The 15,642-nt window shown below is 65.3% G+C and carries 10 protein-coding genes; 3 read left to right on the top strand and 7 right to left on the bottom strand.

Annotated elements, in window-relative coordinates:
• Positions 1–11: 11 nt before the first annotated feature.
• The 3 genes from ACE10W_RS01590 to ACE10W_RS01600 all read right to left on the bottom strand — a co-directional run bounded on the left by ACE10W_RS01590 (position 12) and on the right by ACE10W_RS01600 (position 4,652).
• Entirely contained in the window at positions 12–1,610 is a 1,599-nt protein-coding gene (locus ACE10W_RS01590; RefSeq protein WP_028172663.1) for an ABC transporter substrate-binding protein, read from the bottom strand.
• A 318-nt stretch (positions 1,611–1,928) separates the two neighbouring features.
• A complete protein-coding gene (locus tag ACE10W_RS01595) occupies positions 1,929–3,479 on the bottom strand; it encodes an AMP-binding protein (RefSeq protein WP_028172664.1) in 1,551 nt (516 codons plus the stop codon).
• 18 nt (positions 3,480–3,497) lie between these two features.
• Positions 3,498–4,652, bottom strand: coding sequence for an iron-containing alcohol dehydrogenase (locus ACE10W_RS01600; protein ID WP_304550306.1), 1,155 nt, complete (start codon positions 4,650–4,652; stop codon positions 3,498–3,500).
• Positions 4,653–5,055: 403 nt separating this feature from the next.
• On the opposite strand from ACE10W_RS01600, the gene ACE10W_RS01605 reads away from it, so the two are divergent.
• The 3 genes from ACE10W_RS01605 (at position 5,056) to ACE10W_RS01615 (ending at position 10,902) form a co-directional block, all read left to right on the top strand.
• Positions 5,056–6,273, top strand: a complete 1,218-nt coding sequence (locus tag ACE10W_RS01605; RefSeq protein WP_161532959.1) for an efflux RND transporter periplasmic adaptor subunit — start codon at positions 5,056–5,058, stop codon at positions 6,271–6,273.
• A complete protein-coding gene (locus ACE10W_RS01610) occupies positions 6,270–9,434 on the top strand; it encodes an efflux RND transporter permease subunit (RefSeq protein ID WP_304550310.1) in 3,165 nt (1,054 codons plus the stop codon). The genes ACE10W_RS01605 and ACE10W_RS01610 overlap by 4 nt, the downstream gene beginning before the upstream one ends.
• Before the next feature lie 274 nt (positions 9,435–9,708).
• On the top strand, positions 9,709–10,902 hold the full coding sequence (locus tag ACE10W_RS01615) for an ABC transporter substrate-binding protein (protein WP_304550312.1): 1,194 nt from the start codon (positions 9,709–9,711) through the stop codon (positions 10,900–10,902).
• 106 nt (positions 10,903–11,008) lie between these two features.
• On the opposite strand, the gene ACE10W_RS01620 is transcribed toward ACE10W_RS01615, so the two are convergent.
• The 4 genes from ACE10W_RS01620 to ACE10W_RS01635 are packed head-to-tail and all read right to left on the bottom strand — an operon-like array spanning position 11,009 to position 15,607.
• Complete coding sequence (locus ACE10W_RS01620) at positions 11,009–11,395, bottom strand: MAPEG family protein (RefSeq protein WP_304550314.1); 387 nt, start codon at positions 11,393–11,395, stop codon at positions 11,009–11,011.
• Between the two features lie 27 nt (positions 11,396–11,422).
• A complete protein-coding gene (locus ACE10W_RS01625) occupies positions 11,423–12,505 on the bottom strand; it encodes a lipocalin-like domain-containing protein (RefSeq protein WP_304550315.1) in 1,083 nt (360 codons plus the stop codon).
• On the bottom strand, positions 12,495–14,957 hold the full coding sequence (locus ACE10W_RS01630; protein WP_304550316.1) for an FtsX-like permease family protein: 2,463 nt from the start codon (positions 14,955–14,957) through the stop codon (positions 12,495–12,497). Before ACE10W_RS01630 ends, ACE10W_RS01625 begins: the two co-directional genes overlap by 11 nt.
• Positions 14,954–15,607: an ABC transporter ATP-binding protein gene (locus ACE10W_RS01635; protein WP_011083822.1), complete on the bottom strand. Its 654-nt coding sequence runs from the start codon at positions 15,605–15,607 to the stop codon at positions 14,954–14,956. The genes ACE10W_RS01630 and ACE10W_RS01635 overlap by 4 nt, the downstream gene beginning before the upstream one ends.
• Positions 15,608–15,642 lie beyond the last annotated feature (35 nt).

A 15,642-nucleotide genomic window follows, 5' to 3' on the forward strand; every position in this document is an offset into this window, starting at 1 on the left:
CCGTTAGCGCGCTACTTGTCCATCCAAACGTCTTCGTACCGGTATCCATTATAGGAGCTGTTCGACATGACGGTCACGCCCTTGACATAGGGCTGCCAGCAGCTGCCGGTGCGCGCGTGGAAGATGATCGGGCGCGCGACGTCCTCCTGCAACTTCTTGTCGATGTCCCACACGAGCTTCTTGCGTTTGGCGATATCGGTCTCCTGCGACTGCACGTCGAACAGCTTTTCGATCTCCTTGTTGCAGTAGTTGGTGTAGTTGCGTTCGGAACCGCAGGAATAGTTCTCGTAGAACGACTGGTCGGGATCGTCGACTGCGTTGCCGGTCAGGTTGAGCCCGAGCATGTAGTCCTTGCGCGCGATCTTCGGAAACCAGTTCGCGGTCTCGACCACGTCGAGCTCGCCGTCGATATAGATGCTCTTGAGCTGGTCGATCAGGATCACCGCGGGATCGCGGTAGACCGGAATGTTGCGGGTGGAGATCTTGACGGCGAGGTGCTTGTCCGGGCCGTAGCCGGCCTTCTGCATCAGCTTCTTGGCTTCCTCGCGGTTGGCGTTCACATCGGGGCCATAGCCCGGAATGGTCTCGAGCATCTCCTTCGGCATGCCCCACAGCCCGTTCGGCTGCGGCAGCATGGTGCCGCCGACATCGCCCTGGCCCTCGAACATGATCGAGATGAAGGCCTTGCGGTCGAGCGCCAGCGCCATGGCGCGGCGGATGTCGATGTTGTCGAACGGCGGCGAGGAGGAGTTGACGATGATGTTTGTCGCGACATTGTTGGGCTCGACCACGCAGACCGCGTTCGGCGCCTGGGATTTCACGTCCTTGAGCAGCGGAATGCTCACCTCCGTCGGGAAGGTCATGTCGAACTTGCCGGCGACGAAGGCGAGGATGGCGGTCGAGCGGTTCGGAATGATGGTGAGCTCGATGCCGTCGAGATAGGGCCGGCCCTCGCGCCAATAGTCGGGATTGCGGGTCAGCTTGATCGATTCATTGGCCTTGAACTCGACGAACTTGAACGGCCCGGTGCCGATCGGGTGCGTACGCATGTCGCCGGGCGAGACATGGCAGGGATAGACCGGCGTATAGCCCGAGGCGAGCAGCGCCAGCAGCGAAGGCTGCGGCCGCTTCAGGTTGAAGGAGACCTCGAGATCGCCGTTGGTCGAGATGTCGTTGACCTGGTCGTACCAGGTCTTGCGCGGGTTCTGCCGGAACTTCTGCTGCGATTTGCCCATCAGCATGTCGAAGGTGCATTTGACGTCCGCAGAGGTGAACGGCTTGCCGTCGTGCCATTTGACGCCCGGGCGCAGCTTGAAGGTCAGTGTCTTGTTGTCGTTCACCCAGGCCCAGCTCTCCGCGAGCTCGGGGACGATGGTGTCCATGCTGTTCTGCGCCACGTCCTGCTTGTAGATGACGAGGTTGTTGAACACAGGCATGAAGGGAACGTTGAGCGAGTAGGTCGCGCCTTCATGGATCGAGGCATTGCCGGGGCTGTCGCGGTGATACATCCGCAGGATTCCGCCCTGCTTGGGCCCGCCGGCCAATGCGATGGTCGAAAACGCCAGCAAAGATAGCGCCGCCGTCGCGGCAAGCGCCCGCACGCTCCGCATCCTCGTCCTCCCTGGACAACAGCCTTTTGCGGCCTGTTGAAGCGACGATAGCGACGCGCGCGCAGCGAGGCAACCGGCAAGGGTGGCGGCGCTCTCGACAATTCGGATGACGGAAGGCCGCAGGTCTCACTCTTTCACAATGAAAGAGTTCCCCCGGCGTCGTCCTGGCGAAAGCCAGGACCCATTACCCCAGGGAGGTGTTTGGCGAAGATCGTCGTCCGGTATTGCGACCTACAACAATCGCGAGATCACGCGGTATGGGTCCTGGCCTTCGCCAGGACGACACTGAATGTGTGGCGCAGGATTGCCCAAAACCGCTCACACAATCCGCGACGACTTGTTCCCCCAGTAACGGTCGCGCAGCAGCCGCTTGTACAGCTTCCCCGTCGGCAGCCGCGGCAATTCCTTCTCGAAATCGACCGAGCGCGGCACCTTCTGCCGCGACAGCGATTGGCCGCAGAAGGCGATCAGCTCCTCGGCAAGCGCCTCGCCCGGCACCACGCCCGGCATCGGCTGCACCACCGCCTTCACCTCTTCGCCGAGATCGGGATTGGGCACGCCGAACACGGCGGCGTCCGCAACCTTCGGGTGCGTGATCAGCAGATTTTCGCATTCCTGCGGATAGATGTTCACGCCGCCCGAGATGATCATGAAGGTCGCGCGGTCGGTGAGGTAGAGGAAGCGGTCGGCATCGACATAGCCGACGTCGCCGACCGTGCTCATGCTGCCGTCGGCCGAGCGCGCCTCTTTCGTCTTCTCCGGATCGTTGAAATATTCGAACGGCGATGCGGTCTTGAACCACACCTGGCCCGGCGTGCCGGTCGGGCATTCCCGCATGTTCTCATCGAGAATGTGGAGGTCGCCCAGCAGCACCTTGCCGACGGTGCCGCGATGGCTAAGCCACTCCTCGCTGTTGCAGGCGGTGAAGCCGAGGCCTTCGGTCGCGCCGTAATATTCGTGGATGATCGGCCCCCACCATTTGATGATGTCGTCCTTGACGAGGGCCGGGCAGGGCGCCGCAGCATGGATCGCGATCTCGAGCGAAGACAGGTCGTAGCGCTTTCGCACCTCTTCCGGCAGCTTCAGCATGCGCGAGAACATCGTCGGCACCAGCTGGGTGTGTGTGATGCCCCATCGCTCGACGAGCTGGAGATAGCGTTCCGGATCGAAGCTCTCCATGATGATAACGGTGCCGCCCATGCGGATCGTGAGGTTCACGGCGGCTTGCGGCGCGGAGTGATAGAGCGGCGCCGGCGACAGATAGACCATGCCCTCGCGGTAGTGCCAGAGCTTCGTCAGGAAATCGAACAGCGGCAGATTGTGTTTCGGCGGCTCCTCCGGCAGCGGCCGCAGGATGCCCTTCGGCCGCCCTGTCGTGCCGGATGAATAGAGCATCGCGGTGCCGAGCCACTCATCCGCAATCGGGGTCTTCGGCAGACCGGCGGTCACTTCGGCAAGTCCGACGATGCGGTCACTCTCGCCGGGACCGTCGGCGACGACACAGAGCCTGATGTCGGGGCAGGCCTGGATCGCCTCGCGCGCGATGTCGAGCTTCGCCACGGAGGTGATCAGGATTTTGGACTGGCTGTTGACCAGGAGATAGGCGAGCTCGCCGGGCGTGAGGAAGGAGTTGATGCAGGTGTAGTACAGCCCGGACCGCTCACCGGCGCCGCAGGCCTCGAGATAGCGCGAATTGTTCTCCATGAAGATCGAATAGTGATCGAGCCGCTTCAAACCGTGCTTGCGGAACAGGTGCGCCAGGCGGTTGCTGCGCGCCTCGAGCTCACGATAGGTGACGGTCTCGCCGGTCGCCGCCATGATGAAGGCGGGCTGGAGCGGGCGCAGGCGGGCATGGAGACCAGTGTACATCGATCCTCCGGCTTGAGATTATGCGGCGAGAAGCAGGATTTCGCGCAACTGCGCGGGGCCGTCGATCCTGCGCGGGTTGCGCGGTACCCAGGGCGTGCGCATCGCCTGCTCGGCGATGGCGTCGAAATGCTCGGGCGACACGTGCACCTCCGCGAGGCTGCGCGGCATGCCGAGCGAGCGGATGAAGGCGTCCAGCACGTCGGCGGCGTTGTGGCCGGGAAAGCCCATGGCGGCGGCCACGATCATCTGGCGCTCGGCATTGTCGCGCGCATTCCAGCGCATTACCGCCGGCAGCATGATGCAGGAGGTGTAGCCATGCGGCACGTCGAAGGCCGCACCCAGCACGTAGCCGATGCCATGGCTCGCGCCCATCGGCACGCCGGCCGCAAGCGCGCCCATCGACAGCCAGGTGCCGATCTGCGCATCCATCCGCGCGTCGAGGTCGGCAGGATCGGCCTTCACCCGCGGCAGCGCGTCGGCGAGCATGGCGAGGCCCTTGACCGATTGCGCGTCGGCATAAGGGTGCGTCTCGCGCGAGCAGATCGCCTCGACGCAATGGTCCACGGCGCGGATGCCGGTGGACAGGAACAGCCATTCCGGCGTGTGCACGGTGATGGCGGGATCGAGGATGGTCGCGCGCGGCACCGTGAGCGGATGCCGCAGCATCTGTTTCACATGCGTGCTGCGGTCGGTCACGCCCGCGATCGCGCTGAACTCGCCGCCGGCAATGGTCGTCGGCACGCTGATCTGTCGTACGGTCGGTGCGTTCATCTCCGGCGCGACGCCCTTGTGCACGCGGATGCGCTCGATGCCGTCGACATCGTCGATGCCGTTGGCAAGGCAGAGCTGCACCGCCTTGGCGCCGTCGGTGATCGAGCCGCCGCCGACCGTGACGATCAGGTCGGCGCCCACCTCGCGGGCCGCATTGGCGGCGGCGATCACCGCCTCGCGCGGCGTGTGCGCCGGCATGGCGTCGAACACGCCCGCACAGCGTGCGCCGAGCGCCTGTCTGATCTTCTCGATTTCGTCGGTCTGCCGGTTCAGCGTGCCGGAGACCATCAGGAAGGCACGGCGCGTCCCCAGCCGGTCCATCTGCGCGACGATGGCGCCTGCCGCAGGATGGCCGAAGACGACCTCCTCGATCGCGCCGTAAACGACACGTCCCTGGTGCACGTCTGTCCTCCCGGACAATTCGTCTTGTTCTTGTAGAGGTAATCTAGCCGAGCCTGCCCCGCCCGTCATGCGCGAAGACGCTGGCTACTCTTCTCCCTCTCCCCGCCTGCGGGGAGAGGGTTGGGGTGAGGGGGGCTCTCCGCAAGGGAGGTGACAGTTGGACTCGCGGAGACTCCCCCTCACCCGGATCGCAACTTGCGATGCGATTCGGCCTCTCCCCGCAAGCTGGGAGAGGCGAAGGAGCGCCATCTCCCTCCCTGTCAACCCATCATCAGGCTAGGTCCTCTCGCCGAGCGTTGCGCGAGCCATCGTCTTGAAGATTTCATTATGGCAGCCCATCTTGTGTCCCCCGCGGGTAGGCGAGTACCCTGCGTTTTCTGCGGCTTTTATGCGAGGACCTTGGATGAGCGGACCGGATGGAAGCGAGCAACTTGTCAAAACGCACGATTTCGTTCGGCCGCGGCCTTACGCCATCGCCGGCCTTCTCGCCGCAGCGTTTGCGCTCACCGGTTGCGGACAGCCGACCTCGCAGGCCGCGGCCCCGCCACCTCCGCCGGTGACGGTCGCCCAGCCGGTCAAGCGCACCGTCACCGATTGGGACGAATTCACCGGCCGCTTTGAGGCCGTGGAGGAGGTGCAGGTGCGCCCCCGTGTCGGCGGCTTCGTCAATTCCGTCGAGTTCCAGGACGGCGCCATCGTGCACCAGGGCGATCTGCTCTACGTCATCGACCCGCGCCCGTTCGAGGCGGTGGCGGAGCAGGCGGACGGTCAGCTCTCCGATGCGCGCGCCAAGGTGGAGCTTGCCAAGCGCGAGCTCGATCGCGGCCTCAACCTGGTGCAGACCAGCGCCGTCTCCGAGCAGGTCGTCGATCAGCGCCGCCAGGCCTTGCAGGCCGCGCACGCGGCGGAAGTGCAGGCCGAAGGCGCGCTCAAGGCCGCCAAGCTCAACATCGAATTCACCCATGTGACCGCGCCCCTCACGGGCCGCGTCAGCCGCCATCTCGTCAGCCCCGGCAATCTCGTGCAGGGCAGCGATACCGGCACTTCGACGCTGCTCACCTCGATCGTCGCGCTGGATCCGATCTACGTCTATTTCGACATGGATGAGACGACGTTCATCAAATACAGCAAGCTCTGGTTCGAAGGTAAGCGCCCGAGCTCGCGCGATACGGCGAACCCGGTGCAGGTGACGCTGGCCGGCGAGACCAAGCCCTCGCATGAGGGCACCATCAACTTCCTCGACAACCGCCTCGATGTCTCCACCGGGACCCTGCGCAGCCGCGCCGTGATCAAGAACACCAATCTGTCGATCCTGCCCGGCCAGTTCGGCCGCGTCCGCCTGATCGGCAGCGCGCCCTACGAGGCGCTGCTGATCCCGGATGTCGCCGTTGCGACCGACCAGTCCCGCAAGATCGTGTTCGTGGTCAAGCCTGATGACACCGTCGAAGCGCGTCCCGTGGTGCTTGGGCCGATCGACGAAGGCCTGCGCGTGATCCGCGAAGGGTTGAAGGCTGACGACCGCGTCATCGTCAACGGGATCCAGCGCGCCCGCGTCGGCGCCAAGGTCGCTCCGTCTCCCGCGCCCGCGCCGGCCGGCGGCAAGCCCGGTGACAAGTCATGAACCTTGGCCGCCTCTCCATCAACCAGCCCATCCTGGCGATGGTGCTGTCGATCGTGCTGCTGATCGTCGGCGCGCTCGCCTATACGACGCTGCCGGTCTCCGAATATCCGCAGGTGGTGCCGCCGACCGTCGTCGTCACCACGCAATATCCCGGCGCCTCCGCGCAGACCGTGTCCGACACGGTCGCCGCTCCGATCGAGCAGCAGATCAACGGCGTCGAGGACATGCTGTATCTCTACAGCCAGGCGACCTCGAACGGGCAATTGACGATCACCGTCACCTTCAAGCTCGGCACCGACCTCGACAAGGCACAGGTGCTGGTGCAGAACCGCGTCGCGATCGCGCAGCCGCAACTGCCGGACGAGGTGCAGCGCAACGGCGTCGTCACCCGCAAGAACTCGCCCGACATCCTGATGGTCGTGTTCATGCTGTCGCCCGACGACAGCTTCGACCAGCTCTACATCTCCAACTACGCGCTGCTGCAGGTCCGCGACCAGCTGCTTCGCATCGACGGCGTCGGCGACATCCAGATCTTCGGCGCGCGCGATTATTCGATGCGGCTGTGGCTCGATCCCGACCGGATCGCCAATCTCGGCCTGACCTCGACCGAGGTGCTGGCGGCGATCCGTGCCCAGAACGTGCAGATCGCGGGCGGACAGATCGCCGAGCCGCCGATCGCCGATCGCGCCTTCCAGCCGAACCTCACCTTCACCGGACGCCTGAAGGACCAGAAGCAGTTCGAGGACATCCTGATCAAGGCCGGCTCCGACGGCCGCACGGTGCGGCTGCGCGACGTCGCCCGGATCGAGCTCGGGGCGCTGGCGTATTCCACCAACAGCTTCCTGTTGCGCAAGTCGGCGGTCGCGATGCTGGTGACGCAGCGACCGGGATCGAACGCGCTCGCGACGGCCAAACACATCTCCGACACCATGACGAAGCTCAAGGAGAGTTTTCCGAAAGGCCTCGACTACAATATCGGCTACAACCCGACCGAGTTCATCGCGCAGTCGGTCCACGAGCTGATCAAGACCATTTACGAGGCGATGCTGCTCGTGGTCATCGTGGTGCTGGTGTTCCTCCAGGGATGGCGGCCCGCGATCATTCCGATCATCGCGATCCCGGTGTCGCTGGTCGGTACCTTCGCAGTGATGGCGGCGCTCGGCTTTTCCATCAACAATCTCACTCTGTTTGGCCTCGTGCTCGCGGTCGGCATCGTCGTCGACGATGCCATCGTGGTGGTCGAGAATGTCGAACGCCATCTCGAGCACGGGCTGAGCCGGCGCGATGCCGCGCTCAAGACCATGGAGGAGGTCGGCGGTGCGCTGGTCTCGATCGCACTGGTACTGTGCGCCGTGTTCGTGCCGACTGCGTTCCTTGGCGGCATCTCCGGGCAGTTCTTCCAGCAGTTCGCCGTCACCATTGCGGTTGCGACCGCGATCTCCTGCTTCTGTTCGCTGACGCTGTCGCCGGCGCTGGCCTCGCAGATCCTGACGCCGCACGAGGAGAAGCGACCGCCGGCGAGCTGGAACGTCGTCGCGCGCGGCTGGAATGCCTTCACCGGCGTCTTCAACCGCACGTTCGACCGTCTCGCGCATGGCTATGCCGGCCTTGCCAATTTCGTGATCCGGCACTCGGTGGTGATGCTGCTAATCTATGTCGTGCTAATCGGCAGCGCAGGCTGGCTGATCGGGACGACGTCGCAGGGCTTCATCCCGGCGCAGGACCGCGGCTACGTCATTATCTCAGTGCAGTTGCCGGGTGCGGCATCGCTGGCGCGGACCACCGAGATTGTCCGAGAGATCGAGCGGATCTCGCTGGACACGCCAGGCATTATCCGCGTGGCCGCCTTCGCCGGCTTCTCGGGCGCGACACGAACGCAGGCCGGCAATGCGGCGGCGCTCTTCCCTGTGTTCGATGAGCCCGAGGTGCGGCTGAAGAAGGGCCTGACCGCGAATGCCATCACGGCCGAGCTGCGCAAGCGCCTCGCCGCGATCCCGGGCGCCTTCATCATCGTGATTCCGCCACCCGCCGTGCCCGGCATCGGCACGGGCGGCGGCTTCACCATCCGCATCCAGGACCGCCAGGGCCGAGGGCCCGAGCTGCTGGCATCCGCGACCGACGAGCTCGTCGCCGCCGCCCGCAAATCGCCCTCGCTGCTCGCTCCGACGGTGTTCTCGCCGTTCTCAGCCAACACGCCGCAGCTCTTCGTCGACATCGACCGCACCAAGGCGCAGAAGCTCGGTGTACCCATCGCCAACATCAACGACACGATCCAGACCTATTTCGGATCGACCTATGTCAACGACTTCAACCTGTTCGGCCGCACCTACCACGTCACCGCGCAGGCCGATTTCCCGTTCCGCAAAGAGCCGAGCGATCTCGCGCGGCTGCGCACGCGCAACGCCTCCGGCGACATGGTGATGCTCGGCAGCGTGGTCGACTTCAAGGATGTCTCGGGGCCCGACCGCGTCGCGCGCTACAATCTTTACGCGGCGTCCGAGCTCCAGGGCGAGCCGGCGCCTGGGACGAGCTCGACCACCGCGCTCAACGCCATCAAGAAGCTCGCCGACGACACCCTGCCGAGCGGCTTCACCTTCGAGTGGACGGATCTCTCTTACCAGCAGGTCACCGGCGGCAACGCGGGCCTGCTGGTATTCCCGATCTGCGTGCTGTTCGTCTATCTCGTGCTCGCCGCGCAATATGGCAGCTGGACCCTGCCGTTCGCGGTGATCCTGATCGTGCCGATGTGCCTGCTAGCGGCCACCATCGGCGTCCGCATCATGGGGCAGGACGTCAACATCCTCACCCAGATCGGCTTCGTCGTGCTGGTGGGACTGGCGGCGAAGAACGCGATCCTGATCGTCGAGTTCGCGCGCGACATCGAGAACGAAGGCAAGCCGCGGTTGGAGGCCGTGATCGACGCCTGCCGCCTGCGTCTGCGGCCGATCCTGATGACCTCCTTCGCCTTCATTCTCGGCGTGCTGCCGCTGGTGGTCTCGACGGGCTCCGGTTCGGAAATGCGCCAGGCCGTCGGTGTCGCCGTCTTCTTCGGCATGCTCGGCGTCACCCTGTTCGGGCTTCTGTTCACGCCGATCTTCTATGTGGTGGTGCGCAACCTGGCTGAGGGGAAGAACGACGGGAAGCCGAAGGTCGCGATGTGATGTTTCTCCAGCGTCGTCCCGGCGAAAGCCAGGACCCATTACCCCAGGGAGAAGTTGCGGCGCGAGCAGGTTGCGACCACCGGTCTTCGCCAAATTGCTCCCTGGGGTATTGGGTCCTGGATCTACGCTCCGCTTCGCTGCGCTTGTCCAGGACGACGGTTTTTTGTGGTGCCGCCCTTCATACTAACGACCAACACGCAATGGATGGGCATTCCCGGGGTTCTTCACTAGTATCCGCGCGATTTCAAAACAGAACACTGCTGGGAGCCAACACATGAAATCAGCCCTTTTGGCCGCCGTCGCAACCTCGGCCCTGCTGCTGGCAGCACCGGCCTCCGCGCAAGGCGTCAAGATCGGCATCCTCAACGACCAGTCCGGCGTCTATGCAGACTACGGCGGCAAATGGTCGGTCGAAGCGGCCAGGATGGCGATCGAAGATTTTGGCGGCGAGGTGCTCGGCCAGAAGATCGAGCTCGTCACCGCCGACCATCAGAACAAGCCGGATCTGGCGAGCTCGATCGCGCGGCGCTGGTACGACGTCGAGAACGTCGACATGATCACGGAGCTGACGACCTCTTCGGTCGCGCTCGCGATCCATGAGCTCTCCAAGGAAAAGAAGAAGATCGACATCGTCGTGGGCGCCGCAACCTCGCGCCTCACCGGGGATGCCTGCCAGCCGTACGGCTTCCATTGGGCCTATGACACCCGCGCGCTCGGCGTCGGCACCGGTGGTGCGCTGACCAAGGCCGGCGGCGACACCTGGTTCTTCCTCACCGCGGACTACGCCTTCGGCTACGCGCTGGAGAAGGACACCAGCGAGATCGTCACCGCCAACGGCGGCAAGGTGGTCGGCTCGGTGCGCGTGCCGCTCAATTCGTCGGACTTCTCCTCCTTCCTGCTCCAGGCGCAAAGCTCGAAGGCGAAGATCGTCGGGCTTGCCAATGCCGGCCTCGACACCACCAATTCGATCAAGCAGGCGTCCGAGTTCGGCATCGTCGCCAGTGGTCAGAAGCTCGCGGGCCTCCTGATGACGCTGGCCGAAGTGAACGGCCTCGGCTTGCAGGCCGCGCAAGGCCTGGTGCTGACAGAAGGCTATTACTGGGATCTCAACGACCGCACCCGCAATCTCGGCGAACGTTTCCTCAAGCGCACCGGGCGGATGCCGAGCATGATCCATGCCGGCACCTATTCGGCGACGCTGAGCTATCTCAAGGCGGTCAAGGCCGCCGGCACCAAGGATCCGGAAGCCGTCGCCAAGAAGCTGAAGGAGCTGCCGGTCGACGACGACTTCGCGCAAGGCGGCAAGGTTCTCGAGAACGGCCGCATGGTCCACGACATGTATCTGTTCGAGGTCAAGAAGCCCTCGGAGTCGAAGAAGCCCTGGGACTACTACAAGCTGCTCGCCACCGTCCCCGGCGACAAGGCATTCTTCACCGCCAAGGACAGCGGCTGCCCGCTGACGAAGTGAGGCGTAGCGTCATTCCGGGGCGATGCGAAGCATCGAACCCGGAATCTCGAGATTCCGGGTTCGATGCTGGCGCGCCGCCCCGGAATGACGGCTTGCAATTCATCCCTCATACCAGCCGCGACACCACCGCCCCGATCGCCCCTACCCATAGCGCAATGGCTGCGATGGCCTGGATCGCAAAGCCCGGGCCGCGCTTTGCGGCGGCCTGCGAATAACCGATGAAATAGACGATGCGGCCGACGATCCAGAGCGCGCCGATCCCGGCTGCGACGGCGTCGCTGATGTAGATCGCGAACAGCCAGAGCGACGGCAGGAAGATAGGCATCCATTCCAGCGTGTTGACCTGGATGCGGAAGGCGCGCTCGAAGTCCGGGTGTCCTGAGGTCGCCGGCACCTTGATGCCCGTCCTCGCTCGCGCGCGCGAGACGTTGATGGTGGCGAAGAAATAAAACGCAATCGCCAGCAGCGTGACGAGGGCGGTGAGGTGATACATCGCTCGCTTCCTTGAAGAGGTCGCGCTTCAATACCCGGTCAGCTCGAGATAGCCAACACCGTCATGCGTGCCGGCAAAGCTGATCGGCCCTTCCCAATAGGAGAAGCCGGTCCCCATCCAGGCCTTTGGATTGAGCGGCTTGCATTGGATTGAGAACGAGCGCGAGGGGATGGCGATTTGCCACTCCACCGGCAGCTTGCGCCCCGCGACCTCGGCGGTCGCCTTCGGCGTCATCTGGATGTCGCTGCCCGAGATCATCTGCGTGCTGCCGGTGGCGGTGATCCAGTTGCCGAACGGATAGTCCTTGCCGTCCTTCTGCCGCAGCCGGTACAGCATCAGCTTGTCGCCGGATGCAAGATGCAGCGACAGCCAGTCCCAGCCGGTCTGGTCGGCGTCGAGCGGCTGGCTGCTCCACTCGCGGTCCATCCAGGCCTGCCCCGACACATCGACCGGCTTGTCATCGATGGTGAGCGTGCCGCGCGCGCGGTAGAACGGCTGGCTGTAATAGTAGGAGGCCTGGCCGCGCTCCGACTTGCGGCTGAAGCCGCCGTCACCCTGCAACACCACCGCACGATCGGCCTCCAACGTGAGCGCATAGCTGAAGTCCGTGCCGGAGGCCTTCAGCGTCAGGGGCGCCAAAGCGCGATCGTCGGTGCGCTCAAGACTCTTCATCTCCCAATCGTCGATCCACGCCGTGAAGGGCTTCGCTTCGACGTCGGCCTGCCCGATCCCGCCGCGCGAAAACAGCTCGCTGAAGCGATGGGTGTCGGCACGCGTCACCGCGGCATGCGCCATCCAGATTTGCTGATTGGCCCAGCCTTCGCCTTGCGGTCCCGGCTGCGCCGCCTGACGGAACAGCGTCCATTGCAGGCCGCAAGCCGCGCCGCTGCTGTCGACGAGGTTCGCGGTGAGATACCACCACTCGATGCGAAATTCCGGATGCGGCCCGTGATCGGCGGGGAAGGCGAACGCCTTTCCCGGCGTCACCTTCGCAAAACCGTCGGCCGTCTCGCCGAGTCCGGCATAGCCTTGCGCGCCGGCGTGGCGCGCAAGGGCGAGCGTGGCAATGCCGCCGGCAAACGCGCGCCGCGAGATTTTGTCAGCGCTCATTGGCAAACACCTTGACGAGGTTCGCCGGCTGCATCCGCGCCAGCCGTGCGACCGGCAGCAGCGCGGCGAGCAGCGAGGCGACCAGCGCGACCGCGACCAGCTCGACGAGTTGCAGCGGAAACACATGGAACGGCAGCCGCCAGCCGAACGCTTTCACGTTGACGATCGCAATCAGGCACCACGCCACCAGCAGCCCGAGCGGCACGGCCAGCAGCGAGGTGAACAGCGCCACCGACAGCGTCTTGGTCAATTCGATCGCGGCGAGGCGCGGCCGCGTGATGCCGATCGCCCACAGCGGTGCGAGCTGCGGCAGGCGGGAGTTGGCCAGCGTCAAAAGGCTGGTCAGCAGCGCGATGCCGGCGACACCGAGCGTGAAAGCGTTCAGCGCCGATGTCACCGCAAAGGTGCGGTTGAAGATGCGGATCGATTCCGCCTTCACCGTCGCCTGGTCGGCGACGCTGCGGTCGTCGAGTGCAAACCGCTTCTGCAAGGCCGCGATCAAGTCCGGAATCTTGTCCCGCGCGACGATGAGGCCGATCCGCGTCTGTGGCGTCTGCGGAAAGTGACGGATCAGCGCCGCGACATTCACGGCCAGCTGTCCCTTGGGATTGCCGTAATCGGCATAGATGCCGACGATGTCGAGCTCCCAGGTCCCGCCCGGCGCCGGCACCTCGACGACGTCGCCGACGCGGACGTTCAGGCGGCGGCTCAATTGCTCGCTGATGAAGGCGGCATTGCCCGGCACCAGCTGGGTCCAGGCGCGTGGCGCAGTCTCCAGCAGCGGCCAGCGCTCGCGATAGAGTGCGTGATCGGGCAGGCCGAACAGCTCCACCGGCTGGCCCTGGACTTGCGTCTCGACGCGGCCGCCCGACAGGATCGCCTGGACTTCGCTGCGCTCCTTCAGCCAGTTCCGGATCGCGACGCCTTGCGCATTGTCGGAAGCGCTGATGTAGACGTCGGCCGCGAGCCGCCCGTTGAGCCAGCCGACGAAAGTGCGGCTGAAGGTTTCCACCATGGTGGAGACGCCGACATTGACGGCGAGCGCGAGCAGCAGCGCCATCAGTGCCAGCGACAGCCCGGAGAGCTGCTGCCGGCTGTCCGCCCAGAACCACAGCGCGAGCGGTCCTCGCGCTGCGCGCTGGCCTATGAGCAGAATGATGTCGAGGAAGGCCGGCAGGATCAGTGCCGCGCCCAGCATCAGCGCCGCCAGCACGCCGAAGCCTGCGATCAGCGATTCGCCATAGTGAAGCAGCAGCAGCGCGACCGCGAACACCATGCACGCCGCAATGCTTTGCAGGATCAGCCAGCGGCGCTGCCTCTGCTGCCAGGCGTACGGCTGCGCGGTCGCCAGCACCGGCATCCTGATCGCCTTGATCAGGCTGGTCGCCGCCGCAACGAGCGCGCCGGCAACGCTGATGCCGATGCCGGTGAGCCACCATTCGGGCTGCAAGCTGAGTTGCCCCGGGATCTGCGCGCCATAGAGCCCGCGCAGCGACGCCGCGACGTCGGGCAACAGCGCTGCCGCGATGAAATAGCCGCAGACGAGCCCGATCAGTCCGGCGACCAGCGCCAGCGCCACCAGCTCGACCACCAGCACCGTGTTGACGAGGCGTGCCGAGGCGCCGCAGGCCCGCAACGTGCGCAGCATCGGCAGGCGCTGCTCGAAGGCAAGACCCACGGCCGAATTGACGATGAACAGGCCGACGAAGAACGACAACAGGCCGAAGGCGGTGAGGTTGAGATGGAAACTGTCGGTGAGACGCTCCAGCTCCGTCTCCGCATTCGGCTCGACCCGTTGCAGCCGGTCGCCGACGACGCTCGCCAGCGGCGCCGGCCTGCCCTTCGGCTTGCCGATCAGCAATCGCGAGACTTGGTCCGGCTTGTTCAGGAGCTTCTGCGCCACGCCGATATCGACCACCAGCACGTCGGGCACGAGCTGCGGCTGCACGTGCAGCGGCGGCAGTGTTGCGCCGCTGCTGATCGGCGGCGCCGCGCCCTCCTGCTCCTGCAAGTCGTTCAGCGTCTCTTTCGCCACCAGCGTCCGGCCGGGCGGCGCGACGAAGCTCGTCAGGTCCGCGGCACCAAGGCGTGGCGCGTTGCCGACATCCACCGGCAGCGTCACCGGCTCGATGCCGAGCAGCCGCACCGAGCGCCCGTTGATCTGGACGCGGCCCTCCAGCACCGGCGAGACCGGCCAGCCTGCGCGGCGGAGCCTGACGAACAGGTCTTGCGGAAAGGTCGCCGCATTGGGTGTGACCAGCATCGGCGTCCGCACGCCGCCGAACGTCGCCGCGGCGCGGTCATAGGCATTGCGGGCCTGCTGGTTGATCGCCTGCACGCCGCTCCACAGCGCAGTCGCGGCGATCAGCCCGATCAGAAGTGTCGCGAACTGCATCCTGTGCCGCCGCCAATGGCTCAGGAGCACCGCGAGGACCCACAGCGCGCGCCTCATGCGATTCGCCCCGCATGCAAAGTGAGGTGGCGGTCGAGCGTGCCGGCCAGATGCAGGCTGTGCGTCACCATCAGGAATCCGCAGCCGGTGCGCGTGACGAGGTCGCGCGTCAGCGCCAGCACGTCCTCGGCGGTCGCTTCATCCAGATTTCCGGTCGGCTCGTCCGCGAGCAGCAGCGAGGGTCTTGTCGCCAGCGCCCGGCCGATCGCGACCCGCTGCTGCTGGCCGCCGGACAATTGCTCGGGATAGCGCTTCAGGAGGGCGCCGAGCCCGAGCCGTTCGACCAGTTCACTGGACCAGGCCGCGTCGTGCCGGCCGGCGATCCGCGCCTGGAAGGCCAGATTGTCGGCAACCGACAGGCTCGGGATCAGGTTGTACTGCTGGAACACGAGGCCGATCCGGTCGCGCCGCAGGCTGGCGCGCCCCGCGTCGGACAGCTTGGTGACCTCGGTGTCTTCCAACCGGATCGAGCCGCCATCGGCGGCATCGAGCCCCGCGATCAGGTGCAGCAGCGTGCTCTTGCCGCTGCCGGATTCGCCGGTGAGCGCGACGCGTTCACCGGCCTTGAGGTCAAGGTCGACGCCGCGCAGCACGTGGACCGGTTCGGCGGCCGAGGAGAACGTCTTGGAGAGATTTCGGATGCTCAGCACGATGAATGGCGCCGGACGGAATTAACGGAAATGCT

Source organism: Bradyrhizobium sp. B025 (assembly GCF_042257955.1).
GTDB classification, from domain to species: Bacteria; Pseudomonadota; Alphaproteobacteria; order Rhizobiales; family Xanthobacteraceae; genus Bradyrhizobium; species Bradyrhizobium diazoefficiens.